Origin of the sequence: Paenibacillus sp. 2KB_20, from assembly GCF_052115765.1 — a bacterium.
Lineage (GTDB): Bacteria > Bacillota > Bacilli > Paenibacillales > Paenibacillaceae > Paenibacillus_AQ.
This window is the reverse complement of record NZ_JBFRHH010000005.1, coordinates 163,146-189,659: the sequence shown is the minus strand read 5'-3', so window position 1 is coordinate 189,659 and position 26,514 is coordinate 163,146. Positions and strand designations below refer to the sequence as shown.

The following is a 26,514-nucleotide window of genomic DNA, read 5'->3' as shown; positions in this document are numbered from 1 at the left end:
CTTATTTTATTATACTATTTTTTACATCTATTGTGAAATGGTACTCTATAAGTTGAACTATTGAATCCACTCATAAAAACGGACAAAAGAAAAAGGACAGCTCCGATAAAGACCGAGCTGTCCTTTTTCATTCTCATGTTATTGGAGTGTGACCTTAGGATTGAGTGTGATCTCAAAGGCTCGCCACCAGATGAAATCAGGATTGTCATAAGCCAGCGAAGCACTGCTGTATTCTGCCAATGTCCACGAACACCCCTTTATTTGTTTGACATTGCATGTCGGAGCGGAGGTGCCAATCAGGAAAGCGTCACTTCCGGCCAGCGTTGTTTGGTGGATCTGCATTTGATCTCGAAGGATCGTGAACACTTGCTGGTAAGCTGATTCTGTGTTAAAGAGACGCATGTTCTGATCAGCGAACGAGGTTTGAAAATTATCGTAACGAATATGGATTGGAGTTCTGGAATAGCTTCGGACATCGACGACAGCAAGCCTCTTATAATAGTAATCCTTCAAAAATCGTTTAAAGAGTAGTGACCCATGAGCGTTAACGGCCATATTTGACTCGGAGGCAGAGGTCTCTGATACCAAAAAAGCATATCGCGCTTGCCCCATGCCAAGCGCGATGCCCATAAGGTTCCCGGCAGTGTTCCATGCACTATAACCTAATAGGCGTCCCGTATACTGGCTGTCTAGCAGCGCTTCCGTTACTGTTGGATTGGCAGAGCCTTTCCCGGTGAAATCCATAACCACGGTTGCTACGAAGTTTGCTCCATTGGCATGGATACGGCTTACGGCATGGGACACCTGTGTTTCGTCTGTGATTGCCAGAATTTCTATGTTTGGTTCGCAAGTTACATATTGGCCGCCAACCACATCAATATGACGAAGAATATTCTGATGTAAAGTCATGTATTCATAGTCGTTGATGATCGTGGATCCATGAGGGCCGTAATATTGCAGCGAAATTTGCGTTTTGCTGCCTTCTCGATGCAATTGATTAGCCATCCGTGCTACCAGAGAATGACTCAAGCCATCTGCATCAGGCAATATAATGGCACGATTCGGATTTTGCCCCTCGCAACCGTCTAGATAACGATCGATGTAGTTCTCCACAAATTTAATTTCATTGATTTGCACACCTTCTACTTTCGCATCGTCCACTCCAACGGCCAGGAAATCAATATAGCCCTGACGTACAAGCCTGTCCAATACATAATGATTGGTTTTAAACTTATGTTGCCTTGTGTTGTAGTAATGGGTTTTATTGAAGTCGACGGTATCGCCCAGCTCGGCGCCATCACTGGATACATTATAGCCGTTCAAAATATCGCTGAAGTCTGTATATTTTTTGCGAGCTATACCCATGAAACTGCGAGACTCGGTGTACGCGTTATAAGAGAGTCCCTCCACATAAGTGGTCGTAGCGAGTCGCAAAATGGTATCAAACACATAGATTGGCTTGCTGGGATAATGTTGTTTAATCTCGCGGATTAGGTCAAGCAAGTCTGTTGTCCCTGAATCATAATGGGGATACGTCCCTCCTCCGCTTGTTCGCAAGCGTCTACTACCGATTAACCCCCCATAAACGAGCATATCGATAGAAATAATAAACCCCTGGACGGAAGAGGCATGATTCAATATGAACTGACGAATATCCTCCGGTTTACCAAAAGTAGGTGCGGAGGTGCCAATAAGTTGGCTGCCTGAGGCTTCTGCGACCGAATCGATTCGGTTACGAATAACTGCAGCAGTAGGAGTTATCAGGTTCAAGCCCGAAGCTTGTCCCAATTTGATTACATCATCAAGGTTTACTGGGCGATCATCCAAGGGTACATACAATACATTTTTCATTGGTCAACTCTCCTTATTTATGGTTTGATTGGCCTTCATATATATAGGTAAATTTTCCATTCTGTTTACAACCGCAAATCATTTATTTTTTTCAATCCAATCTTCCAAGCATTTTAAAGTCAATCCGGATTGCGCTCTGGCTGTTTCCCCCTTCAGACGGAGGGAAGTACATGGATTTAAGCATATTTTTCGAATGTATGACGATCTGATTCAGCATAAGCGAAGGTAATTGTTCAGCTTTGTTTAAGCATTCGTTAAGAACTTGCCCCACTGATTGATAAGATATGTTCCTTATACTTTCCTTCAGAGAGTACATAAGGAGGCAGTCGGGATGGGATCCATACATCATGCGAAACGGAACATTAGGCTTACTATGGTATGGCCAGCAATCATAGTATTGGTTGGTGTCTTGCTACTATCGGGGTGCGCAGAGTTCAAGATTTCTGGTGAAGATACCCGGATTGAGAATCGAACCATTGGAGGGGCGGCAGCAGCCAATAGAAACTCATCGATGGCACCAGCATCCTTTCTCGAGCAATTATGGGGGGAAATATCAGACGGGGTGACGAATCGCACCAGAAAAATGACAGGCAGGCAAACGCCGGGCCATACCCTATCCGAAGCGAGTTGGCGTATGGAGGTACGATAATGCAGGGAAGACGGCTAATTGTGAATATGCTGCAGAAATCATTTTAACGAGATCCTCTCGTGAATGTAGACGACAATAAAGAAAATGAGGACGGCTCCTTTCCTGGAAGGGAGCTTTTGTTTTGATTTTGGAACATATTGTCTTATAATAGCGTTTACATGATATATGCTTGTATGGGAGAGGATGGTTTCTGTGAGTTTACGCGTATCGATCCGAAAGCGACTATTCGTTGGAATAACGGCAGCTGTCTGTATTTCACTTGTTGGGCAACCGGCTCAGGGTATACAGATGAGCACTCGTATCGTAGTCGCTGGTGCTGCTGAAACTGGGGGCTTTACATCCGGCCAACGCGTGACGATTCAGCAGAAGGTTGCTTTATTTCCTAATACGCTTAGTAAGAATAGCAATCTGACAAAACTCAAGGTGAGCTATTACGGCACCAAGGGGGAAACGCTCCGGCTTACCTCCGTGAAAGGGGAATTGGCTTTAATCAAATCCGATTCCCGGGGAGACTTATGGCTCCCGACATGGTATGTGTCCAAGGAGGCTGCCCTAGTGAAAGAAATTTCTCCGCTCTCGCTTCAACTGCCCAGCAGCGGCAGTATATATCTTACTCCCGGCAGCACGATGGAATGGCCAATATCCCAAACGGGAACGTCTCTTATCGCCGTAGCGAAGTGGAAGGACTGGTATGGCGTCATGATCAGTCCTGCCAAGTGGAAGGAAGATTACCGGATCTACCGTCCGGCGATGATGTGGGTGCGAGGCAGTGACGTGACGGCCAAGAAGGCGATGCCTGACGGGCTTCTCGATGGAAATTCGGAAATAACGACGGATGTGGTACGCAACTTGACGGAGTTTCTTTTCAAGAAAGGCACCCCTTCTTCTTATGTGAAAAAGCTGCTTGGCGAGCCGCAGGCGAGGGAGACATCGCGGAATCAGGAGATGAGCTCCAATAAACAGATGATACTCGGCGAGACCTGGAGATATGAGCAGCGGGATGCCCATTATACCGTGACGTTCTCACCGTCCGGAAAGCTGACGGCCAGCGAGTGGACGATTCCGGGGACCGGATCCTTTGAACGGAGTTTCAGTCCAGGCGATGATTACGAGTTTACCTATCGTTTTGCCGCCGTGCCGCCGCCGAAGACCCTAAAAGCTGAGCCCGACTGGCGAAATCAGGGCAATCTGAATTTCACCTTCCTGCTTGAGGCAAACGAGGACGTCCTGCTCCTCAAGGGGGATGATGGTGGATACAGCGGGATGCATGATAATTCATCCTTGTATGCGATAGACCGCGGCACCGGCAAGAAGCTGTGGCAGGAGGATGCGGGATTTGGCTGGTATACAGCCGTCACGGATAAGGAGCGGGAGTATGTCACGATGTTCTCGGCTTATAACCCGGTGGTAAAGGATTATGTAGCCCGCGTGCGGCATATCCGGTTATCCGATGGAAAAGTGTTATGGGAGGTTAAGCCGAAGAACGAATTTGGCCTTACGATGACGGCTGCGCAAGACACGGTAGTTCTGGATGAACCGCTCGATCTGAACGAAACCAAAAGCTTGCTGAGCGTGCTGGATCAGAAAACCGGAGAGCTGCGTTGGAAAAAGACGTTGTCCGGCGAACACCGCTTATTGAACCAGGGCACGGACGATCCGTACGTGCTCATCGAGCAGAACGGACAGCTTACCGCTTACGATCCCGAAACTGGCAAAGCCGTATGGGATTACAAAGTCGGGAAAAAGTTCATGGACGATCCGACCCAAGATCCGTATTTTATCGGAGGGTATCGCTACAATCCGGTATCTCCTGCGGATATGACAACAAGATGGATGCTGCTTGGCAAGGAGTGGGTTCTGCTCAATACGGAAACTGGCGAACGCGAAGGTGTGTATCCAGCCGATGAGATGGAACGGTTCGAGGTGCTAAATGAGCGGTATTTGTTGGTGCAGCGCGCGTTGAACGGGAAGTATTTCAGCGGGGCTACCGCTTACGAAAGCGTATTGTATGACAGCTTGGAAGATAAGGAATTATGGACCGTGAAAGGCAAAGCTGCCCGCGGCGCCATCGAGGGAGAGCGAGTCTATCTTACATTGAACGGCATCCCGGCAGCGGTAGATAAAGAGACCGGCAGCGTAATTTGGAAGATGGAGACCATTTCCAAAGCGAGTGACGATCTATCCCATCTAGTTGGCAGCAGTTATGGAATCCTGGACCGCTACCTGCTTCTGAGCTTGGGAAGCGATCTTGTGGTGTTGAACAAGGACGACGGCAGAAGCTTGGGAAGATTGCATAACGTGATTACCGGCAACGTCGATTTGCGAGAGCAATATGCCAGAAACGGTGCGCTGAACGTAACGGATCATGAGGTATTGGTCGGAACAGTGAATGGAGCGTTCATTCGCTATGATGCGGAAGAATTAAAGGCTCGTCTGGATGAACTGTTATAGCCTGTTTTTATTGATAGAAGACGAGGTCGTATTTATCTTCCAATGAACTCCAGGAAGGTACGGAAATCTATATAGTGAATGATGATATGTTGGTGGCTTTGCAGGAAGATCGAAGGTTTAAGGTGTTTGAACGCATGGAATAAAGATGAATTAGCGATAAGCGTCCCTGGTGTCTGGTAACAGATGCTAGGGGCGTTTTTTTTGTGGATGGCGATGGATGAACGGAAGAAAAGAATCACTTGTTAAAATTCCCCTTGACTTCTTTCGAAAAAAAGCTAATTATAAATATATCGAATAGATATATCAAATAGATACATTATATGAAACGTGGTGATGACATTGCTGGAGTACATTCTCCTCGGCATGCTGATGGAAGGAACAATGAGCGGCTATGATCTTAAGAAAACAATCGACAGCACTGTAGGCACTTTCTACAAAGCGAGTTACGGAAGTCTTTATCCTGCGCTCAAGAGACTCGCAGAGAAGGACATGGTCACACTGACCGAAACGGACAACAGCAAGAACAAGAAGCTATATACACTGCTGCCTAGCGGTCAAAAGGCTTTTCTCGACTGGTTGTCCGGACCGATGCAGACGGGGCGCAATGAGCAGCTGATCCGCATTTTCTTTTTTGATTGTTTGGATGAAGACCTTCGTCAAAAACGATTGGCTGAGTACATATTTAAGCTGGATCAGGAAATTCACATGCTTGAGGCGGTGCAGAACGTCGTGACTGGAGAATTGGCTGAGATCGAACATCCTGAGAATTATTACTATCGGGTATCGGTTCTGGCGTATGGATTGAACCATTTTCAGATGGAACGGCAATGGCTGAAGGATATTATGGAGAGGAAGGATCTGAACCATGTCAAACCTGAAAACTAAGGTTTCTTTTTCACAAAACCGCCCGGTTTTAACTGTTATCATTATCGAGGTTCTGCTGTTATTAGCCGTAATTGCCGCCGGAGCTTACGCCACGATTAAAGAGTTGAGTTATACTTCGCCTGTGCTGATCTCATTTATCCCAATCGCGCTGGTGTTGATGGTGTACTTTACATGGAAAAAGAAGTGGAATGCGCTCGGTTTCCATAAGCTCAGCAGTATTCCAGCCAACGATTGGGTCTATTATTCTCCCTTGCTCCTTATTCTGATTGTCATCTCGCTCAAAGGAATGCGCGGTATTAGCGCTTCGGAGGTCCTGTTCTTTATCTTCTTTACCCTGCTAGTTGGTTTTGTGGAGGAGAGCATCTATCGGGGATTGATTCTAAAGACGCTGCTGCCCAAAGGCATTAAAACCGCGGTCATCACCTCTAGCATTCTGTTCGCGGTCACGCACGTACTGAACGTCTTGTCAGGGCAGGACGCATTCCAAACGATTTTACAGATTGTATATGCTCTGCTTATAGGCGCTGTACTGGCTCTGCTGATGGTGAAGAACAAAAATATTATACCTCTCATACTATTCCACTTCCTTCACAACTTCGTTCAGTTTGTCGGTAACGACAACAGTGATGCCTTTATCGGTTATGATTTATTGATCCTGCTGGTGTTGGCCGTTCATTGTGTCTGGCTGTCTTTATCTTTGAGAAAACCTCCGGTATTAGTTGTAATGTGATTGCAGGGTATTTAGACGGATACGGTTCTATAAAAAGTCACAATAAAAACGGATGGACGTTAATTAACGTTCATCCGTTTTTTTGACTTGTACTGCTCCTGGAAGAAGATTTCCCCTGCAGCGCAGAATTTTTTTCAAGAATTTAACATTGACTTTGGTAGGGATTAGAAGTTACTATAGCAGTGAAATATACTTAAACGTTTAAGTGAATTAGAAAAGGGGGAGTATTCATGTCAAAACGTTTGTTGATTTCCGCAATCATTTTAACATTGTTCAGCTTTTCATTCCTCACTGCATGTGGAACGGATAATCAATCATCAAGCCAGCAATCGCAAGGGAATGAAGCAGCAGGTAACGAACAACAAGATGGGATGAAGCCTGAGGCCGGGGCTGAATTGCTTGTATGGGAATCGAAAGGTCCTGAACTCGACTTTATGAAAGCGGTCGCAGATGATTTTGAAAAGGAATATGGAATAAAAGTAAAGGTAGAGCCGGTTCCTGCGATAGATGCCGTCAAGAAACTTACCACAGATGGGCCCGCTGGAATTGGTGCCGATGTCTTCTCATCGCCACATGATCAATTGGGAAACGCTGTTATGGCAGGACTCGTATTGCAAAATGATGTGTTTACCGAGTCTGAAAAAGATGATTTTATGACTTCTGCAATCGATGGCGTTAGCTATGATGGTGTCCTGTATGGGTTTCCAACAGCCGTTGACACCTATGCGCTTTTTTACAATAAGAAGTTGATGGAAAAAGCCCCGAAGACTTATGAGGAGATCATTAAGTTCGCCGAAACTTATAACGATCCGAAAAATAAAAAATATGGTTTTATGTGGGATGTAGGTCAGTTGTATTTATCTTATTCATTCCTTGGCGGTTACGGAGGATATGTATTTGGCAATCATGGGACGGATATAAATGATATCGGTCTTAACAATGACAAGTCGATTGAAGGAGCAAGATTCTTACAATCCTTTAAAAAAGTACTGCCCCTAAATATAAACGACCTCAATGATAATATTATCACTGGATTTTTCCAAGAAGGCAAAACAGCTGCCATTATTAATGGACCGTGGTTCATTTCAACTTTGGCAAGCACGAAAATGGATTATGGCGTAGCTCCTTTACCTCTATTACCTAATGGTCAACATCCAGTAAGTTTTTCAGGTATTAGAGGTTTATATGTGAACTCATACACGAAATATCCCGTTGCTGCAAAATTATTTGCTAGTTATGCGACAACGAAACAAAGTTTAACGAAACGTTTTGAAATGACAACTCAATTGCCTCCCAGGAAAGATCTGATGGACGATCCGCTTCTTACGAACGACCCTAATACAATGGCTTTCTTAGAGCAAGCGAAATATTCAATTCCAATGCCGTCTATTCCCGAAATGGGTAATGTATGGGTTCCTGCAAGTGCTGCTCTCTCATCCATTTGGAATGACAATCAAGACCCGGGCACAGTTTTAAATAAAGCCGTAAGTCAAATCAAAACAGCAATCAATACGAAAAAGTAGGATGATACTCCAAATCTCAGTAAGGCGGTCTCAGATATGCATTTGAACCAAAGTTCTCGTCAGCATCAGACGAAAGGCATGATTTTGTCTGCGGTTTTTATTGGATTGGGCCAACTGTACAACAAGCAGTATCTAAAGGGCTTGATTTATATGATCCTAGCCCAATTGTTCTTCTGGAACTATTATCCTGTTGCCTATAAAGGCATAGTGGGATTTATTACATTAGGCGATGTGCCTACAAAGGTTATTCAGGGGAAAGTCGTACAGGGTGACCATTCTATTTTTCTATTAATCAATGGTCTGATCACATTCATAATCATTCTGTTGTATTTGAGTTTTTATTTCATGAATATTTATGATGCTAGGAAAAACGGAGCGCTTAGAGACGAAGGGGGATGTGCTCCGCGATTTACAGATTCCATTAAAACCATGAAATTTCGTAAATTGCCCTACCTTTTGTTATTGCCCGCAGCTTTTTTTGTCTTGTTTGTGACCTTAATACCTCTGCTATTTAATGTGTTGATCGCATTTACCAATTATTCTGCTCCTGGACATATTCCAGATCGCGCATTAGTGGATTGGATCGGATTTAGCGTGTTCTATGATTTATTTGCACAAGAATCATGGAGAACTACCTTCTTCGGTATATCCGTCTGGAATTTGATATGGGCTACAGTTTCGACGAGCACCGTTTTTCTGAGCGGTCTTTTATTAGCAATGATGGTGAATCACCCAAGGATTCGATTCAAAAAGTTTTGGAGAACCATCTTTATCCTGCCTTGGGCGGTTCCACAATTCATATCGATTTTGGTTTTTAGGGTATTATTGAACGGCTCATTCGGTCCGATTAATGATTTGGTGGTGAAGCTTGGTTTCTCACCAGTACCGTGGCTCTCCGATCCGACGATGGCGAAAGTGTCTATCCTTATGGTGAATTTGTGGTTCTCAACCCCTTTTCTCATGGCATTGATGTCGGGGATCTTAACGACAATGCCGCGCGACATTTACGAAGCTGCAGAGGTAGACGGCGCCTCAAAATTACAAAACTTTTTTAAGATCACTCTTCCTCTTGTCTTATTGGCTACCGCGCCTATTTTTATTATGCAATTCGCTTTTAATTTTAATAATTTCAATCTAATTTATTTACTAACGGATGGGAAACCGGAAAATCCGGACTTTTACTACGCAGGAAGCACAGATATTCTGATCTCATGGATTTTTAAAATGACACTGAACCAAAGTCAATTTAATATGGCTTCTGCTGTGTCTATTATTATGTTCGTTTTCATTGCGTTTTTCTCCTTATGGAATTACAGGCGGATGAAGTCAAATAAAGAAGAGGATTTGGTTTAAATGTCGAAAATAAAAGACAACTTGCTGGTCATTGGCATCTACATGATTTTCATTGTGCTATTCATTACCACGATATATCCAATTATTTGGGTTATTGGAACTTCACTTAATCCCGGTAATACCTTATTGGTGAGTCAGATGTTTCCTGATCATCCCACGATTACTCATTATGTTGATCTTATGAGGAACACGGATTTTGGACTGTGGTACAAGAATACAATAAAGATCGCCATTTCGAATGCGGTGATATCCACCTCACTTGTAGCTGCGACGGCTTATGCCTTTTCTAGATTTCGATTTAAAGGGAGACAAACAGGATTAATGACGTTATTAATCTTGCAAATGTTTCCCGGCTTCTTATCCGTCATGGCACTATTTGTTCTGCTATTACAAACGAGGTTGCTAGATACACATCTAGGGTTAATTCTGATTTATGCTGGCGGGTCCATTTCAATGGGAACATGGGTGATGAAAGGTCATTTTGACACGATTCCCAAAAGTCTAGAAGAAGCTGCTTTTATAGATGGGGCCAGTAATAAGGATTCATTTTTGAAAATTATTTTACCTTTGTCTTTGCCGGCCATTACATTCGTTGCACTGAATAGTTTTATTACGCCCTTCATGGATTTTATTTTGCCGCAAATTGTTCTAAGATCATCAGAAAAAATGACGCTAGCGCAAGGGTTATATAATATGGTGGCGAACGAGACGAATTCCAGCTTTACCTTATTTGCCGCAGGTGCTGTGCTTGTTGCGTTGCCAATTACGATCCTGTATATGTACTTCCAGAAATATTTGATTAACGGGATCGCAGCGGGTGCGGATAAAGGTTAAGGGATTACAAATCACATATGTCTAAGGAGTGTACCATGTTATTAGAAGCAATCTATCACCGACCAAGGAATTCCTATTGCTATGCATACGATGATCATCTCATTCATATCAGAATTCGGACCAAAAAAGATGACCTCGAAGAGGTTCATGCCTTTTACGGTGATAAGTATGATTGGGATAATACCGCATGCGAAAAGGCTCTTCATAAAATAGCAAGTGACGAATTATTCGATTACTGGCAAGTAGAAATCGAACCTACACATTTACGACTCAGATACGCTTTTCACTTGATATCAGGGGATCAAACATATTGGTACACGGAGAAAGGTTTCTGTAAAGAAAAACCGGGGAACCCTCTAACATTTTTCGATTTTCCGTTTATTTGGTCGCATGAGGTGTTAAAACCGCCAGCGTGGGTAAAGGAGTCTGTATTTTATCAAATTTTCCCTGAAAGGTTTGCTAACGGTGATTCGAGCAGTGATCCTGCATCTGTGCGTCCTTGGAAAGACAGCAATCCGGGTCCGCAAGATTATTATGGAGGAGATCTGCAAGGTGTGTTAGATCAGTTAGATTACATCAGTTCCCTAGGTGTTAATGCCATTTACTTCACCCCTATATTCGAAGCCAAAACAAATCATAAATACGATACGACAGATTACTTAAAAGTTGATCCCCATTTTGGCGATGTTAAGTTATTAAAAAAACTGGTGAATTCATGTCATGAGCGAGGTATTCGTGTCATCCTTGATGCGGTGTTTAATCACAGCGGTTATGACTTTGCACCCTTCCAGGATGTAATCGAGAACGGAGAGAAATCTAAATATCGCGATTGGTTCCATATCAAGCAATTTCCGATTACATGTGAGCCAAGACCATCTTATCATTGTTTTGCCTTTGAATCCCATATGCCTAAGCTTAATACGTCTAACCCTGAAGTGCGAAAATACTTGCTAGAGGTTGCTCAATATTGGGTTACCGAATGTGATATTGATGGTTGGAGACTGGATGTGGCGAATGAGGTTGACCACGATTTTTGGAGAGAGTTCCGAAAAACATTAAAAGCGCTGAAGCCCGATTTATATATTCTGGGAGAGATTTGGCACGATGCCATGCCGTGGCTGGAAGGAGACCAATTTGACGCGGTCATGAACTATCCTGCAACGGATGCCATTATCGAGTTTTTTGCGAAGGATAACCTGGATGCGGTACAGTTCTCCTATCAAATCAATTGGCTCTTGGCTAATTACCCGCAGCAAGTAAACGAAGCAACCTTTAACGTTTTGGGAAGCCACGATACGCCGAGACTGCTCACAGTCGCACAGGATGAGAATAAATTAAAGCTGGCTGTACTGTTTCAATTCATATTCCTTGGAACGCCCTGCATTTACTATGGAGATGAAGTAGGGATGACAGGGGGGGCAGACCCAGATTGCAGGAAACCAATGATTTGGGAAAAGGAGAAACAAAACCACGTGCTTTTTAATTTTTATCAAGATATGATTTCATTTCGAAAGAAACATCGCGTATTACAAGAAGGCTCATTCCATTTTATGTATGCCAAAAATAATCAACTTGTCGTACAAAGAAAGAATGACAATGAACGAATCTACATTTGTTTTAATAACAGCAGTCAATCGGAACAAGTTGATTTCAAAATTCATCAGGAATTTTCACCCGAACTAATGATAGGCAACGGAACATATGAAGTGGAGGGTGATGCAATTAACGTAAGTTTACCTGCATTCGGATGGATCGTATTAAATACCGCCAAGGACACCCGTTTGACAAAAGAATAGGGATATGGTTAAATCTCTTAAACGTTTAAGTAAAGGCGGTTTATCCATGAAAAAAACAACTATTAAAGATATAGCAAAAGAAGCAAATGTATCGATCGCGACAGTTTCTTATATTTTAAACAATGTGAAGACGCAATCCATTTCGGATGAAACGCGTGTTAAAGTTCTTAAAATTGCCCAACAGCTTAAGTACGTGACAAACCGAACAGCCCAGTCTTTAAAAATCAAGAAAACCGGATTAATTGGCATCATTTTGTTCAAAGAGGAAAAACAGCATGTATGGTCAGATTTAAAATATGCGAAAGCCATTTTTAAGCTTGAGCAGTTATGCAGCGAGTTAGGTTACCATGTTCTCTTTATGCAAATCGACAGCATGACGCCATCCAACAAAATTATTATGGAAAGAAATCTAGATGGTGCGTTCTTAATAAATGTGGATCAAGACAGATTCTCGACGATATCCAATTATTTTGGATTTGGGGTTCCCGTATTTGTAATGGACAGTTATATTGATAACTCATTGTTTCATAAAGTCCTCCCAGATTTTGAGCAAAGCTTTCATTTATCTCAGCGTTTACTTGGTGAATCCCCCCAATTTCTGATTATGGATTCCTATAACAATGTTGAACTCATGGAGTTTATTAAACAAAAGTCAAATTTAGATGAAAACCAGATTTATGTCTCAGATAACACAGCTAGTAACATGAATACGTTCTTATCCCAATTTCCAGACAGCCCTGGAATGGTCGTGAACGAATTTTTAGCTAACGAGGTATTCAAAACGCATAAAAAAATAGTTGCCATATGCACCTGCGATTGTTCAGAGATCTTGAGAGACGATATGTATCAAATCAAGTTCAATTTGAATGATTATAAAGGAGTTGTGCGCATGATGGATCGTTACATTCAGGATGTGGATTACGTAAACAAGGATAAATTCTTTTTCTTGTCGCCCCAATCCTAATAATTTTATTTGAGGGAGTATGCCTTGTGAATTTATCGCGGTTAATCGCCATCAAGAACTTTTATTCCAGTATTCTTAATAATGAGAGAGATATGTTTATTTACTTACCCGTTAGTTATGAAAACGATGTAGAAAAAAGATATCCCGTCCTTTATATGCATGACGGTCAGCATATGTTCTTTGAAGATCACAAAGGCGAATCTTGGGATATTCATACCACAGTGGATGCATTGGTGTCTGAGGGGAAAATGAAAGAAATTATCATTGTTGCCATCTCTCATGTAGAAGACACTAGAATATCAGAATATATGCATGCCAATCCCGATGGCCATAATATTTTTAATACGACCAATCAAGGCGAACTTTATGAGGAATTCCTTATTAAAGAAGTTAAACCTTACATCGATAAAGAATATCGAACGCTACCTGATAAACGTAACACGGCGTTAATGGGGTCCTCCGCGGGTGGACTCGTGTCTTACAATATAGGATTCCGTCAATCAGATACTTTTGGTATGGTAGGTTCGCTATGCCCATTCTTTGTCAGTGTCGACCCGAGCACGATGGAAGATCGATGGTTAAGCCGTGTATACACAGAAAAAAAGGATCTTAAAATATGGCTAGATGTAGGAGATGCTGAGGGCTTTACCGTGATGGAGAAACATGTGAGATATGTGGCAGATATACTTATTAAAAGCGGCTACCAGCCCGGAAATGACCTGATGTATTATCTTGCTGTCAATTCTGGCCACTCTCAAAAGGATTGGGCGGCTCGGGTTCATGCGCCGTTAATTTATTTTTTTGGCGAAATAGGTACGCCGGTCCGTGTTGATTTGCATGGTCCTGAAGCTGTTGGCATAGATGGACTTAAGCGAACATTAAATTCGGTGGTGCACTTTGATAGCGGATTTATGATGACGGATTTAAATGCAACATACGAAGTTGGTGATCCCGATATTTTGGAGGTAACAAAGGAAGGAAGATTAATCCCCAAAAAAGTAGGGAAGACCACCATCACATATATGAATAACAATCTAACAGATCAATTCGAAATCGCAGTTGTGCCCTATATTTCCGATACAGTTACCGTTAATCTTTCCGTTAAAGTGCCGGCATTTACGCCAGAAACAGATAAGTTATACGCCGGTATAGAGTTACCAATGATTCAAGAAGGACTATATGGCGGAACGTTTGAGGTGCCAAGAGGCATTTCGTTTGAATTCCGTATTTCTCGTGGATTAGGCATGCATGAAACAGACATTCAAGGCAGGGAAGTTCCATATCGAAAATTTACAACGGATGATGGATTAATCCTGAATTACGAAGTCGATCAATGGGTAGATCTCATACCCGAGAATTGTAAAAGGTGATGAAAATGACATACAAGTCAAGCATTTTGCGAATTGAGAGCTTTTACTCGGCGCATTTGGATAATAAGAGAGATATTTTTGTCTATCTTCCTCCTAATTATGCGTACGACAAGACGAAGCGATACCCTGTATTATACATGCATGACGGGCAAAATATCTTTCACCCCGCCTTCAATGGGTATTCTTGGCATGTAGATAAAACCATTGATCGATTGATCCGTGATCACAAGATGGAAGAGATCATCGTTGTAGGTATTGCTAATATGGGGCTAGAGAGGTCCGACGAATATACCCATGACTTGGAAGGGGTGCAGTATCCACTCGATAAAGTTCCGATTCACCCCAAAGGTCTTCTATATGAAAAGTTCATCATTGAAGAAGTGAAGTCTTACGTGGATTCGGTTTTCCGAACGAAACCAGATCCTGAACACACGGCGTTAATGGGTTCATCCAGAGGCGGGCAAGTTACCTATCATATCGGATTTCGTAATCCAGATATATTCGGTAAACTAGCTATCGTTTCCCCTTATTTTTATTGTGTAGATCCCATTTCACTCGAAGAAATCAGGCTGTATCATACTTTTACAAAGAAGCAACCAATATCCCAAATATGGATTGATTTAGGGAGCTCTGAAGGAACTTTAGTCATGGATAAGCATACCCGTGCAGTGACAGAGGAACTCGTAGATTTAGGTTATGAAGCCGACACTCAATTGATCTATTTCAATGATCCAGGTGCTGCTCATGTGGAGAAAGATTGGGCAGCAAGATTATCATCTCCACTCATTCATTTTTTTGGAAGGAAAGGCGAAGCACGCTCATTATCGTTAATCGGTTGTGAAGAGGTGGGTATTGTAGGTCCCACAAGCCGACTGAACGCGATTCTAGAATTTGGGGATGACTTTAAAATGTCCTTATTACGAGCGGATTATCATGTGTATGATCAAGAGATCGCGGAAGTAATAGCGAACGGAACCATCGTGCCTAAGAAAACAGGGGTCACCTCGGTAACCGTTAAATACAAGGACTTGGAAGCTACTACAGAGATTCGTGTTGTTGATGAGAAAAAAGTGTGTGTAACCTTGGACATGGTTGTTCATGTTCCGCTAAATACACCCGTCGATATGAACCTGTATGCTTGGTTTCCTCTGATTCAAGATCCGAGCAAGGGTATGTACTACAATCAACTGCAGGTACCTTTACATGCTGAGTTTATCTACCAAATCAGTAGACAGGATGGAATCGTGGAGGTGGACTCAAGCGGCGAACCCGTTCAACATAAATATACAGCTTTAGAGGACACCATGATTGAAATTAACGTCGAACATTGGATGAGGAATGAAACATGAAAAAAATAGAAAACATTAGACGAAGTTAGTGAGTTAATTAAGACATTTGATTTGGAAGAATAAAAATAGGGATAAGAGAGTCTCAGTGCAAGTTGAATAGTCAAAAATCAATTTATACCTTGAAAGGCTTTGTGCCATTCAAGGTTTCTTTTTGGTTATCAATTTTGCTCTAAGCTTGAAGCTCCATGCACAGAAGTTGCAGCGAATATTATAACTTACATCAAAATATAGTAAACGTAACTGCAAGCCTTGTTACTTGCAATTTTAAATACCAAGAGGGGGGGACATTCATGGAGCGAAGGACGCCGCCTAACCGATCACCTGAGCCGGGGGATACCGATTCTCCGCCTCCCAGAAGGACCACTCTGTTTTGGAGGCTGTTCGCCAACTATTTTCTCCTCATTCTCATCCCAGTTATTGTTGCGTCGGTTCTTGCCCAGGTGCTGGTCGTTCGCATCATTGAAAAGGATGCCGAGCGTTTTAACCAAGTGATGATGAATCGATTCTCCGAGCAAACGGATACCGAGCTTCAGTCCTTGAAAACGAGCATGATTAATATCCTCAGCACCTCCAGATTACGGAGCGTGCTTCTCGCTCCCACGGCTACATCGCCGGAAAGCCAGCTGCTTCCGGAACTGCTTCATTCCCTGCGGGAGCAGCTGCAGCAGCTGGAATCGGATGATCTCGTCGAGAGGGCGTATTATTATTTTGTTCACCAGGATTTGATGATGGATGCCGAAACCTACACGAATAAAGCGTATTATTTCCATTCCCATTATCCCTTGGATCTGAACCGCCGGCATCAGCTGGAAGCTGAATTATCCGGCAAAAAAATGATGGACTTTATGGATACCCCCGACACGTTGACGGCTTCCATGAGCTACCCGTTTAATACCGCGGCTCCTGAAGTCTATCTCCTGGTCGAAGTGAAACGAGACAAGCTTCAGGAGCAGATTCATATTCCGGAGAGCTGGGTTACGGGCACGGCGATTGTGGATGATAGGGCCAAAGTGATCGCCCAGAACGGACTGACCGAGCAGGACCAGCTTGCCCTGCAGCAGCGAATACGTACAGAGGGCATTGCTTCGCAATTCACGATATCGGACAAGACGGGGCTGTCCTTCATGGCATCTGGCTTTGACGAGTCCTGGCATTATATCAGCATGATCGATTTGGGTACATTGATGAAGCCGGTCTATATGACCCGATGGATCTGTTGGTTGTTCCTCCTATTTTTTCTCATTGTTGGCGCACTCGCCTCGTATTATTTAAGCCGACGCTTATATCGGCCGATTCGGGAGATTAAGGATGGACTGAAGCTGCATCACGCTCCGAACGGGGAGGTCGGCCACGAAGGAAATGAGTTTGATGTCATCAAACGCTATTCCCAGTTCATTATGACGGAGAATAAAGAGCTGTTCCAGATGGTGAACGGGATGCTTCCGATTGTGCAGGAGCAGTTTTTTACGAAAATCCTGCTGGGGCAATACCGCGATGCCTTATCGATTGAGTACTACGCCAAGGAGATTGAGTTTGCCTACAGCCATAAGGCGGCAAGAACCGTCCTGTGCATCTCGTTCCATTATGATCCAACCGTTTACGAGTCGGCATCGGAATCCACCAAGACTTTTTTGCTGACGGAGCTGAAGGACAAGATTCATCGGCTGGCACACGGCATGGTCTGGATCTGCCAGACAAGGCCGGATCTGATAGCTTGCATCGTGGAGCATGGTCCCATTACGGAGGGCGAGGACCATCCGGAACAAATAGCGGAGCAGATAAGGCACGTTTTTCTGGAATACGGTGCTTATTATAAAGCGACCATCGGTATCGGAAAGACCGTTCATGCCATTGAGGAGCTGCACCAGTCTTATGAGCATGCGCTGGCCATGCTGAAGTACCGGGGGCTGCATTCCGCGGTGGAGATTTGCGGCAGTCAGCCTTCCCGGGAGCTGCAGCAGTGGGATTCTTTTCTATCTGTACAGGAGGTTCAGCGGATTCTCAATCAGTACAAAACGAGGGAGTATGACAAGCTGCTTCATTCCGTGCTTGCTCTGCTGGAGGAGGGAAAGGGCAAGGATGCATCTGCCATGCAGATGAAATATCTGCTAGCCGATGTGCTCAACACCTGGATTCGGGCCGTGGAATCGGAGCGCAATGAACTCAACGTTCCGTATTACTCGGGTCTGTTCGAACGAATGAATCGCTGCATGACATGGGACGAGCTGACGTGCTGTTTCGAAGAGATTCATGGTTTTCTGTTCCGGAAGCCGGCTTCCAGCAGCCGGAGTCAACAGTTTAGCGAGATCGTGGAATACATTCATGAGCATTATGATCAAGAGATGTCGATCGAGTATTTTGCCGGTATGTTGAATATGTCCATCGGGCATTTCAGCCGGACCTTCAAGGAGGAGGTTGGCGAGAAATACGTGGAATATATCGCGAAGTACCGGCTGATGAAGGCGAAGCAATTTTTGCTTGAAACCGATTTGAAAATTGACGAAATTGCCGAGAAGGTTGGGTATTGGGGCCGAAATTCTTTGATTCGGGCTTTCCGCCGATATGAAGGCATTACGCCCGCCAAATACCGGAGTTTTCACCAATAGGAAAGAAGAGACTGCATTATTTTCTGAAGTCTCTTTTTTTGCATGGAACAGGCTGAAAGCCTTGCGGCACAGGCAGTGCAAAACCTGTGTCTTAAGGAAAAGATGTTTGCTTTACGCGAAGGAAGCACAGCTCGTATAGTGGGGACAACAACAAATGAATGTAAATGCTTTCAATCGGAGGTGGGGATTATTGGCGCAGCTATCACGGATCGGCTATGTTCTGAGAAAACATAAAGCGTTGTACTTGCTGATGCTGCCCGGCATTTTGTACTACTTGATATTTAAGTACGCGCCGATGTACGGCATCATCATTGCCTTCCAGGACTATTCGATCGGCCGGGGTATTTTGGGAAGCAAGTTTGTCGGATTCAAGCATTTGATTGAATTTTTCTACGTCACCCCCGATGCATGGAAGCTGATTCGCAACACGATCATGCTGAATGTGTATGATCTCCTGTTTCATTTTCCGGCGCCGATCATTCTGGCGATCCTGTTCCATGAGTTGAAGAGCAAATGGTTCAAACGGTTTGTGCAAAACATCAGCTATATGCCGCATTTCCTATCCACCGTCGTGATCGCGGGCATTCTCGTGACCTTCCTGTCTCCCACCACGGGCGTGGTGAACCATCTGCTCGTCAAGCTGCTTGGCATCGAGCCGATCATGTTTCTGGGCATGCCGGAGTGGTTCCGGACGGTGTATGTGGGCTCCGAAATATGGCAGAAGGTGGGGTGGGGCACCATTCTCTATCTGGCTGCGATTGCCGGAATCGATCCGACGCTGTATGAAGCGGCCAAGATGGATGGGGCGAACCGGTGGCAGCAGGTCAGACATATTACGTTCATCGGCATGGTGCCTGTCATGATTATTCTGTTCGTGCTGTCGCTTGGTAATTTCATGGAGGCCAGCTTCGAGAAAATACTATTGATCTACAACACGATGAATTATGAAACCTCGGATGTCATTAACACCTTTGTGTACCGGCGGGGCATCCTCGATGCCGATTTCAGCTTCGCCACCGCGGTGGGCCTGTTCCAATCGGCGATTGGCTTCATTCTGGTCGTTGCGGCCAATCGGATCGTACGCAAATATTCGGAGACCAGCCTGTGGTAAGGGAGGTGCGCGATGAAAAAGCAGGAAAGCTTCGCCTCGAAGCTGTTTGACGTATTCAATGTATTGTTCATGATTGTGCTGATCATTGTAATGGCTTATCCGATGGTTTACGTATTCTCGGCTTCCATCAGCAACAATGCCATGGTCGCGAGTGGCGCCGTGCTGCTATGGCCGAAGAAGATCACGCTGATCGCTTACGAGCAGCTTATCTATAACCCGGATCTCTGGGTGAGTTATTGGAATACGATCCGTTATACCTTCCTTCAGACGGTACTGACGCTGATTGCGACCTCCGCCATGGCATATCCGCTTGCGAAACGATGGCTGCCCGGCCGAAGAGTGATTCTGCTGATGGCGGCGTTCACACTACTGTTCAGCGGCGGCATGATTCCAACCTTCCTGATCGTTCAAAGGCTGGGGATGCTCGATACGATATGGGCGATCGTGCTCCCGTCACTGATCAGCACATGGTATCTGTTTATCATGCGGACATTCTTCGAGGCGCTGCCGGAGGAGCTTGAGGACGCGGCTGCCATCGACGGATGCGGGCCCATGCAGATTCTGGTGTGGATCGTGCTGCCTTTATCCGTACCGGTGATGGTCACGATCGGCCTGTTCACGGCCGTGAATCAATGGAACTCTTTTTTCAGCGCTTTGATCTATCTGAATGACCGGGAGATGTACCCGCTGCAGATTATGATGCGCAACATCCTGATCGCCGGTACGAATGTGCAGGGCGAGGGAGACCTGACGCATCTGGAGACGTTGAAATACGCCATGATCATGATCGGTACGCTGCCGATCCTATGCGTCTATCCGTTTATCCAGAAATACTTTGTACAAGGCACGATGATTGGCGGCATTAAGGGGTAGTTATGGATTTCAAGCAAATCCGTCTCTATACGCTGTGAAGATAAAAAGGAGGTTAGGGAATGAGGCGAAAGGGGTTCAGAACTGCGCTTGCCATGATCCTGCTCAGCGCGATGCTGGTTGCGGGATGCTCCGGCGGGGGCAAGGATGATTCGGGAACGTTAAGTCCTGACAAACCGGTAACTTTTTCTTGGCTGGTATACGACCGGGTCGAGGGCAAGGTTCGGGATGACTGGGAGATTTTCAAAGAGATCGAGGCAAAGACGGGCGTCAAAGTGAAGTTCCAGATCGTGAGCCAGGAGGGGCTTGAGGAGAAGAGGCAGATCATGATTGCCACAAATACCGCCACGGATTTTATCCAGGTGCCGACGCAGGACGGCAGGGAGCATGGACCGGAGAAGGTGTTCCTGAATCTCAATGATTACTTGGATCGGGCGCCGAATCTGAAAGCCTTTTACGACAAATATCCTGAGGCCAAGGCGCTGGCAACGGGCACGGACGGAGGCTTGTACACCGTACCCGTATTGGAAGGGGATGCGGAGGGCAAGGGCTTCAACTTTATCTGGTATGCCCGCAAGGATATCATGGATCAGCATGGGATAAAGGCACCGACCACCGTGGACGAATTTTATCAGTATCTGAAAACATTGAAAGAGAAGGTTCCGGATTCCTATCCGCTCATATCCAACGCCATCGTTGGCGATACAGGGCTGTATACGACCTTCGGGCGTATCTTCACGGGGATCAGCGGTTTCTACAATCTGGATCCGACCACGGATCAATACGCGTTCGCTCCTTACCATGAGAATTATCAGGATATGCTGGTCTATCTGAATAAGCTGTATGCGGAAAAATTGCTGGATCCGGAATTCTCGCTGCTGACACAAGCGCAGTGGGAGGAGCGGATTTTAACAGGCAAATCCTTGGTGACGTTCTTCTGGAAGGCCGATCTGGAGTCGCTCGTAGCGAAGGCGAGGGGGGCCGGTTCGGCCGAGTATGAGCTGGATGCGATTCCTTCCTTTGCCGCCGAAGGGATCAAGAACTATCAGTTTTCCCGTCCGGTCGTTGGCACTGTCGGTCGAGCGATATCGGCCAAAGTGAAGGATAAAGAGCGTGCCGTTCAATTCCTTGATTATTTGGTCAGCGAAGAGGGAACGAATTATCTGTCCCTGGGAATCGAAGGCAAAACGTATACGATGGAGGACGGTAAAGCGGTATATAACAAGGAATTTGGCGAGTCTCCGTTTAATGCGCTGCGCAAGGACTGGGGCGTATGGTATGACCTGATCACGCTGAATAACGCTAAATCCCGTGAAGTGTGGGAGCGTGGTTTAAGCGAGAAGAGCAAGGATATCAATGCCCGGTATGAGCAGTACATTGTCCCGGCACCGAAACAGATCGTCAAGACGGAAGAGGAGCTGGAGCTCGAGAAATCGAAGCTGAACAATCTGAACAAATTCCTTGAGCAAAAGGTGACGGAGTTCGTGACCGGCAAAACCCCGATTAACGACACCACCTATCAGCAATTTATTGACCAGGCCAAGAAACTCGGCTCCGATGAACTCCTTACTATGTACAACACCGCCTACACGCGCACGTACGGCGGTAAGTAATTACTTATGGAGATTGGAGGAATCAGGCAATGGACGATATGAAAATTATCGACGTCGACGTTCATAACGAGCAGGACGACAGGGCGCTGCTTCCATATTTGCAGGAGCCCTGGCGCTCCCGGGTAGCGGCATCTGGCATCGGTTATGCAGGCTCAGGGTATTACTCGCCAATCGGCGTGATGAAAAAGGACTCGATCCCTCCGGGTGGAGGCAAAGCCGGTTCCGACCCCGATTATATGATCAAGCAGCTGATCGAGGGTTATAATCTGGACTACGCCGTGTTGACGGGCGTTGTCTACAACATCTCTTCCACCCATGATCCGGATTACGCAGCCGCGATATGCTCGGCCTATAACGATTATCTGATCGCCGAGTGGCTCGGCAAACATAAAGCATTCAAAGGCGCAATGGCGGTAGCGACTCAGGACCCTTTGCTGGCGGCACGCGAGATCGACCGGATCGGCGGCCATCCGGATATCGTGGAGGTGATGATCTCCAGCGCGGCGCGTTCGCCGCTGGGTCAGCGTCATTATCACCCGATCTACGAAGCAGCGGAGCGCAAGGGTCTCCCAATCGGGATCCATCCGGGAGCGGAAGGCGGCGGGAGCTCGACGGCTCCCACCGCGGCCGGATACCCGACCCGCTACATTGAGTGGCACACCTGCCTCTCCCAGATGTTCATGGCGCATCTGGTGAGCATGGTATGCGAGGGCGTATTCGTGAAGTACCCGAACCTGAAGGTCGTTCTGGTTGAAGGCGGAGTGGCTTGGCTGCCGGGCCTGATGTGGCGGCTGGACAAAAATTACAAGGCGCTGCGCGCAACCGTGCCCTGGCTGACGAGAATGCCGAGCGAATACATCCGGGATCATTGCTACTTATCCACGCAGCCGATTGAGGAGCCCGACAATCCGCAGCATCTCATCGATCTCTTCAACATGATCGATGCCGAGAACATGCTGCTCTACTCCAGCGACTACCCGCATTGGGACTTCGACTCGCCAAGCCATATTTTGCGGGGGCTGAAGCCGGAGGCCCGGCGGAAGATTTTTTACGAGAATGCGAAGCAGCTGTACAGATTGGATTGAGCGGATGGATGATGAACGTAGAGCCAATTTGATGAAACTAACTTGCATGATCGAAGTTAGATGGCATGGTCGAAACTAGCTGGCATGGTCGAAACTAGCTCGCATGATCGAAGCAAGCTTGCATGATCGAAGCTAGCTTGCATGAACGAAACCAGCCTTGAAACTGGTCAACGACGAACGTCAATAACTGGCAACTTTTTTACTGAGCAGGAGTAGGTTATGAACTCGATGATTTGGACTGCTGATAGAATACCTTAGCTAAATTGAGTCATTGGATTAATTAATATGATAGGGAGTGGCTGGGCAGATAGGGTAACTCGACAACCGGGATTAATGAATTTGACTGGAGTCAACTAAGGTACTCTGGATGAATAGCACGCGGTGAAAGACAAACTTGATTAACGAACTGGGCGCACAGGCAAGGAGGTGCATGAATGGGAGTACATTACGTGCTGGCGGAGGAGGACATACCGGAAGGCGGACACCAGGTCGTAAACATTGAGGGGCGCGAAATTGGAATTTATCGGATCAACGGCGAGTTTCATGCGATCCTCAACTACTGTCCGCATCAGGGGGCGCCGATCTGCGCAGGACTGGTCTCCGGTACGACGCTTCCTTCGGAGGTATACGACTACGAATACGGCCGGACAGGCGAGATCGTCCGCTGTCCCTGGCATGGCTGGGAGTTTGACCTGCAGACCGGCAAGTCGCTGTTCAGCGACCGCATCCGGGTGAAGAAGTATAAGGTAGAGGTACATGAGGGCAAGATCGGGGTGGTGTTGGGGAGGAAGTAGGTGGGGAGTTGAAAGAGTATCATTAAGGACAGAGAGGCTCCATCCAATGTGAACAGACGTGGGGCCGTCGAGCATTGGATACTTGTTGGATGCAGGTGACGATTGGATACTTGATGGATGTAGGTGACGATCAAGGCACATTCGTTGGGAGTTGGGTATAACGAGATGTCGCTAATTACATTGGTGTGGCATTGAGATATAATCGGATGTGGCAAATTACCTGGCCTGCTCCTGGTTATTGTGACCTTGCGCACTTCTTGGGATTACTTAATGGGAAACTGCAACCATGGGCGCTCAAGGTACTTGTGTCAGCATTTAACGGACCATAGATCCGTTATTTAAGATCACAACCTGATTATTTACAAAGTATCGGACTCCAGATCCTCTATTGTGCGAATTACGGGTGCCAATACCAATAAAGACAGCAAATAAGGTCCTCTGGGTCCGCTAAAGTCACCAAAAGGGCTATTTTGGACAAAATAAGGTATTCTGTGTCCGTTAGGAAGTCTTCAAGACGAATAAGAGGACTTTCGGACATATTAAATGATATGGCGATCGTATACCGTCCGGTTCACAGGTGAATTTCTACTCATTGCCCTATCAGTCTAAGCGGGGGACAGGTAAGGTTCGTGATCCGGGGCATGCTTGGATGGCTGACGACTGAAAAAAGAGCGAGTATGGTGGGAATGAGTCCCTCACACTCGCTCTTTTAGTCATGGCGATTATCCCGAACGGGTTATAGTTGTTCTATACAATCCCCCCTCACACCACCTGCGACAACACCAATCCCCCGTAAGCAAACGCGGCCAGGATTACCAGCGCCGGGTGGATCTTGCGGATGTTCATGGCCCAGAAGGCGATGGCGGCGATGCCGAGGGATTGCAGAAGGCCGATGGAGATGACAGAGCTTTTGCCCATCTGCCAGGTCAGGGTCAGCATCATGATGGCGATGACCGGCTGAACTAACAGGGTCATCCCTTTGACGACTGGCGACGTACGGTATTTCTGCAGCAGATTCAAGAGCCAGATGAGAGCTACCGCCGAAGGTATAACCGTAGCCGCGAGGGCAAGGGTCATGCCCATCCAGCCGGATACGTCGTACCCGACAAAAGCGGCGATTTTGGTGGCGATCGGCCCGGGAAGCGCGTTGCCAAGGGCCAGCATGTTGGAGAACTCCGGATCGGTCAGCCATCCGTGATTCGTGACGATCTCCTTGTACATGAGCGGGATGGAAGCGGGACCGCCGCCATAACCGAGCACGTTGGAGACGAAAAAGCTGATCAGCAGCTGAAGCCATTCTTCCATTAGGCGGACCCCTCCTTATCCTGTCTTTGTTTTTTTAATTTGGCTACGGTTTTGAAATGTACGGTGCCGTAGGCAAGGAACAGTATAATGACAATGGCCGGATGAATCTGGAAACTCTCCAGCAGAAGAAACGATACTGCGAAAAATCCGATCCCGGCGTAGATGCCGAGCCCCTTTACAGCCTTCTCGCCGAATTCGTAAGCCATCGTTCCCAGCATCACGGCAATGACCGGCGTAACGCCGGCAATCATGCCTGCCACCACTTTGGAGCTGCTAAGGAACGTCACCGCCGACAACAGCGCGATCATCGCAATACAGGTCGGAAGGATATGCGCGAGAATGGCAACTATGGCGCCAAGCACCCCTTTTTCCCGGTAACCGAGATAGGCGGCCATCTTCGTGGCGATGGGACCCGGAAGCGCGTTGGCTAACGCGAGCACCTCCCCGAATTCATCGTCGCTGAGCCAGTTGTAACGAACGACGGCCTCGTGACGGATCAACGGAATAACTGAAGGACCGCCGCCGTAGCCGAGTATTCCGGTTCGGAACATGCCGAACGTTAATTCCATGTATGGGTTGCTAGTTTTATCAGGCAAGGTATGAGTCCTTTCTGTTGTAAGAGTTAAAGTCGGATGCCCATTCGGCTTTTATAACGCTTGATTAAGATCTGCGTATCCACACTTGTAATGCCCGGGAGCGGGTAAAGCTTCTCATTTAAAAACATTTCCATTTCCTTATGATCGGTAAATAGTCCGTGCATATGCAGCTTACTGGGACCGGTCATATGATACAGACTTGTTACATACGGCTCGTTCTCCAATGTATCAGCTACCTGCTGTAGATGTTTGGGTTCGACCTCCACATTGAAAAAAGCAGACACCGAGATCCCCACTTTCTCCGGATTAATGACCGCCGCGAACCGTTCAATAACGCCGTCATCGATTAGGGAGTTGACCCTGGCCTGTACGGCAACGCGGGACAACCCAATCTCCTTGGCCAAATCGGTGTACGAGATTCGCCCGTTCTTGCCGAGGATCGCAATGATTTTGCGGTCCGTATCATCAATCAGGGGAGGCGCGTTTTCACCGGAAGAATGAATATCCATGGGCTGCAGCTCCTTTGGTTTTACTTATATGTAAGAGTTAGCCGACATAATTATTACAAAACGTAATTAAAATGAAGGTTATACTTGCGATACGTTTAAATATATAAGCAATTTATGATGTTTTCAATCTGATTTGCAAAATTTGAAACTTTTTGTCCGCTTTTCAAGTCTAAGACTATGGATAGAAAAAGATAGTTTTGATTTATCTGGATGTTCAACCACTGTTAATCCGTTAAAAAAATCTGGGGGCAACAGGGATCGGAAGAATAA

The 26,514-nt window shown here is 46.0% G+C and carries 21 protein-coding genes; 17 read left to right on the top strand and 4 right to left on the bottom strand.

The window, feature by feature from the left end:
* Nucleotides 1-138: 138 nt before the first annotated feature.
* Entirely contained in the window at nucleotides 139-1,851 is a 1,713-nt protein-coding gene (locus tag AB4124_RS15445; protein ID WP_441973396.1) for a DUF4127 family protein, read from the bottom strand.
* 331 nt (nucleotides 1,852-2,182) lie between these two features.
* On the opposite strand from AB4124_RS15445, the gene AB4124_RS15440 reads away from it, so the two are divergent.
* From AB4124_RS15440 to AB4124_RS15360, 17 genes are all read left to right on the top strand, one after another.
* The gene (locus AB4124_RS15440; RefSeq protein WP_076322895.1) at nucleotides 2,183-2,500 is read left to right on the top strand and encodes a hypothetical protein; all 318 of its coding nucleotides are present in this window, start codon (nucleotides 2,183-2,185) and stop codon (nucleotides 2,498-2,500) included.
* Nucleotides 2,501-2,692: 192 nt separating this feature from the next.
* Complete coding sequence (locus AB4124_RS15435; RefSeq protein WP_441973395.1) at nucleotides 2,693-4,951, top strand: outer membrane protein assembly factor BamB family protein; 2,259 nt, start codon at nucleotides 2,693-2,695, stop codon at nucleotides 4,949-4,951.
* Between the two features lie 333 nt (nucleotides 4,952-5,284).
* Nucleotides 5,285-5,836 (top strand): helix-turn-helix transcriptional regulator, encoded by a 552-nt coding sequence (locus tag AB4124_RS15430; protein ID WP_441973394.1) that lies wholly within the window; start codon nucleotides 5,285-5,287, stop codon nucleotides 5,834-5,836.
* Nucleotides 5,817-6,566 (top strand): CPBP family intramembrane glutamic endopeptidase, encoded by a 750-nt coding sequence (locus tag AB4124_RS15425; protein WP_441973393.1) that lies wholly within the window; start codon nucleotides 5,817-5,819, stop codon nucleotides 6,564-6,566. Before AB4124_RS15430 ends, AB4124_RS15425 begins: the two co-directional genes overlap by 20 nt.
* A 230-nt stretch (nucleotides 6,567-6,796) precedes the next feature.
* Entirely contained in the window at nucleotides 6,797-8,089 is a 1,293-nt protein-coding gene (locus AB4124_RS15420; protein ID WP_441973392.1) for a sugar ABC transporter substrate-binding protein, read from the top strand.
* Between the two features lie 36 nt (nucleotides 8,090-8,125).
* Entirely contained in the window at nucleotides 8,126-9,442 is a 1,317-nt protein-coding gene (locus AB4124_RS15415) for an ABC transporter permease subunit (RefSeq protein ID WP_441973391.1), read from the top strand.
* Nucleotides 9,443-10,276 carry a sugar ABC transporter permease gene (locus AB4124_RS15410; protein ID WP_430204563.1) on the top strand — a complete coding sequence of 278 codons (834 nt, stop codon included), beginning with the start codon at nucleotides 9,443-9,445 and terminating at the stop codon, nucleotides 10,274-10,276.
* A gap of 35 nt (nucleotides 10,277-10,311) precedes the next feature.
* A complete protein-coding gene (locus AB4124_RS15405; protein ID WP_441973390.1) occupies nucleotides 10,312-12,072 on the top strand; it encodes an alpha-glycosidase in 1,761 nt (586 codons plus the stop codon).
* Between the two features lie 46 nt (nucleotides 12,073-12,118).
* Nucleotides 12,119-13,036 (top strand): LacI family DNA-binding transcriptional regulator, encoded by a 918-nt coding sequence (locus AB4124_RS15400; protein ID WP_441973389.1) that lies wholly within the window; start codon nucleotides 12,119-12,121, stop codon nucleotides 13,034-13,036.
* Between the two features lie 26 nt (nucleotides 13,037-13,062).
* On the top strand, nucleotides 13,063-14,406 hold the full coding sequence (locus AB4124_RS15395) for an alpha/beta hydrolase-fold protein (RefSeq protein ID WP_441973388.1): 1,344 nt from the start codon (nucleotides 13,063-13,065) through the stop codon (nucleotides 14,404-14,406).
* A gap of 5 nt (nucleotides 14,407-14,411) precedes the next feature.
* Nucleotides 14,412-15,755, top strand: coding sequence for an alpha/beta hydrolase (locus AB4124_RS15390; protein ID WP_441973387.1), 1,344 nt, complete (start codon nucleotides 14,412-14,414; stop codon nucleotides 15,753-15,755).
* A gap of 290 nt (nucleotides 15,756-16,045) precedes the next feature.
* Nucleotides 16,046-18,361 carry a helix-turn-helix domain-containing protein gene (locus tag AB4124_RS15385; protein WP_441973386.1) on the top strand — a complete coding sequence of 772 codons (2,316 nt, stop codon included), beginning with the start codon at nucleotides 16,046-16,048 and terminating at the stop codon, nucleotides 18,359-18,361.
* A 190-nt stretch (nucleotides 18,362-18,551) separates the two neighbouring features.
* Nucleotides 18,552-19,472 carry an ABC transporter permease gene (locus tag AB4124_RS15380; RefSeq protein WP_076322906.1) on the top strand — a complete coding sequence of 307 codons (921 nt, stop codon included), beginning with the start codon at nucleotides 18,552-18,554 and terminating at the stop codon, nucleotides 19,470-19,472.
* A gap of 12 nt (nucleotides 19,473-19,484) precedes the next feature.
* Complete coding sequence (locus AB4124_RS15375; protein WP_441973385.1) at nucleotides 19,485-20,345, top strand: carbohydrate ABC transporter permease; 861 nt, start codon at nucleotides 19,485-19,487, stop codon at nucleotides 20,343-20,345.
* Between the two features lie 59 nt (nucleotides 20,346-20,404).
* Nucleotides 20,405-21,955: an ABC transporter substrate-binding protein gene (locus AB4124_RS15370; RefSeq protein ID WP_441973384.1), complete on the top strand. Its 1,551-nt coding sequence runs from the start codon at nucleotides 20,405-20,407 to the stop codon at nucleotides 21,953-21,955.
* Between the two features lie 29 nt (nucleotides 21,956-21,984).
* The gene (locus AB4124_RS15365) at nucleotides 21,985-23,040 is read left to right on the top strand and encodes an amidohydrolase family protein (RefSeq protein ID WP_076322909.1); all 1,056 of its coding nucleotides are present in this window, start codon (nucleotides 21,985-21,987) and stop codon (nucleotides 23,038-23,040) included.
* Nucleotides 23,041-23,474: 434 nt separating this feature from the next.
* The gene (locus AB4124_RS15360; RefSeq protein ID WP_441973383.1) at nucleotides 23,475-23,834 is read left to right on the top strand and encodes a Rieske (2Fe-2S) protein; all 360 of its coding nucleotides are present in this window, start codon (nucleotides 23,475-23,477) and stop codon (nucleotides 23,832-23,834) included.
* A gap of 762 nt (nucleotides 23,835-24,596) precedes the next feature.
* Here AB4124_RS15360 and AB4124_RS15355 read toward each other — a convergent pair.
* From AB4124_RS15355 to AB4124_RS15345, 3 genes are read right to left on the bottom strand one after another with little or no spacing between them, the layout of a single operon-like run.
* A complete protein-coding gene (locus tag AB4124_RS15355; protein WP_339271110.1) occupies nucleotides 24,597-25,139 on the bottom strand; it encodes a chromate transporter in 543 nt (180 codons plus the stop codon).
* A complete protein-coding gene (locus tag AB4124_RS15350; protein ID WP_339273412.1) occupies nucleotides 25,139-25,708 on the bottom strand; it encodes a chromate transporter in 570 nt (189 codons plus the stop codon). The genes AB4124_RS15355 and AB4124_RS15350 overlap by 1 nt, the downstream gene beginning before the upstream one ends.
* 53 nt (nucleotides 25,709-25,761) lie before the next feature.
* Complete coding sequence (locus AB4124_RS15345) at nucleotides 25,762-26,244, bottom strand: Lrp/AsnC family transcriptional regulator (protein WP_441973382.1); 483 nt, start codon at nucleotides 26,242-26,244, stop codon at nucleotides 25,762-25,764.
* Nucleotides 26,245-26,514: the final 270 nt, after the last annotated feature.

Coding starts and splice junctions, on each gene's coding strand:
- AB4124_RS15390 (WP_441973387.1), top strand. CDS start 14,412: ATGACATACAAGTCAAGCATTTTGCGAATTGAGAGCTTTTACTCGGCG.
- AB4124_RS15415 (WP_441973391.1), top strand. CDS start 8,126: ATGCATTTGAACCAAAGTTCTCGTCAGCATCAGACGAAAGGCATGATT.
- AB4124_RS15375 (WP_441973385.1), top strand. CDS start 19,485: ATGAAAAAGCAGGAAAGCTTCGCCTCGAAGCTGTTTGACGTATTCAAT.
- AB4124_RS15425 (WP_441973393.1), top strand. CDS start 5,817: ATGTCAAACCTGAAAACTAAGGTTTCTTTTTCACAAAACCGCCCGGTT.
- AB4124_RS15385 (WP_441973386.1), top strand. CDS start 16,046: ATGGAGCGAAGGACGCCGCCTAACCGATCACCTGAGCCGGGGGATACC.
- AB4124_RS15370 (WP_441973384.1), top strand. CDS start 20,405: ATGAGGCGAAAGGGGTTCAGAACTGCGCTTGCCATGATCCTGCTCAGC.
- AB4124_RS15445 (WP_441973396.1), bottom strand. CDS start 1,851: ATGAAAAATGTATTGTATGTACCCTTGGATGATCGCCCAGTAAACCTT.
- AB4124_RS15440 (WP_076322895.1), top strand. CDS start 2,183: ATGGGATCCATACATCATGCGAAACGGAACATTAGGCTTACTATGGTA.
- AB4124_RS15365 (WP_076322909.1), top strand. CDS start 21,985: ATGGACGATATGAAAATTATCGACGTCGACGTTCATAACGAGCAGGAC.
- AB4124_RS15430 (WP_441973394.1), top strand. CDS start 5,285: ATGACATTGCTGGAGTACATTCTCCTCGGCATGCTGATGGAAGGAACA.
- AB4124_RS15405 (WP_441973390.1), top strand. CDS start 10,312: ATGTTATTAGAAGCAATCTATCACCGACCAAGGAATTCCTATTGCTAT.
- AB4124_RS15350 (WP_339273412.1), bottom strand. CDS start 25,708: ATGGAATTAACGTTCGGCATGTTCCGAACCGGAATACTCGGCTACGGC.
- AB4124_RS15420 (WP_441973392.1), top strand. CDS start 6,797: ATGTCAAAACGTTTGTTGATTTCCGCAATCATTTTAACATTGTTCAGC.
- AB4124_RS15360 (WP_441973383.1), top strand. CDS start 23,475: ATGGGAGTACATTACGTGCTGGCGGAGGAGGACATACCGGAAGGCGGA.
- AB4124_RS15410 (WP_430204563.1), top strand. CDS start 9,443: ATGTCGAAAATAAAAGACAACTTGCTGGTCATTGGCATCTACATGATT.
- AB4124_RS15400 (WP_441973389.1), top strand. CDS start 12,119: ATGAAAAAAACAACTATTAAAGATATAGCAAAAGAAGCAAATGTATCG.
- AB4124_RS15355 (WP_339271110.1), bottom strand. CDS start 25,139: ATGGAAGAATGGCTTCAGCTGCTGATCAGCTTTTTCGTCTCCAACGTG.
- AB4124_RS15345 (WP_441973382.1), bottom strand. CDS start 26,244: ATGGATATTCATTCTTCCGGTGAAAACGCGCCTCCCCTGATTGATGAT.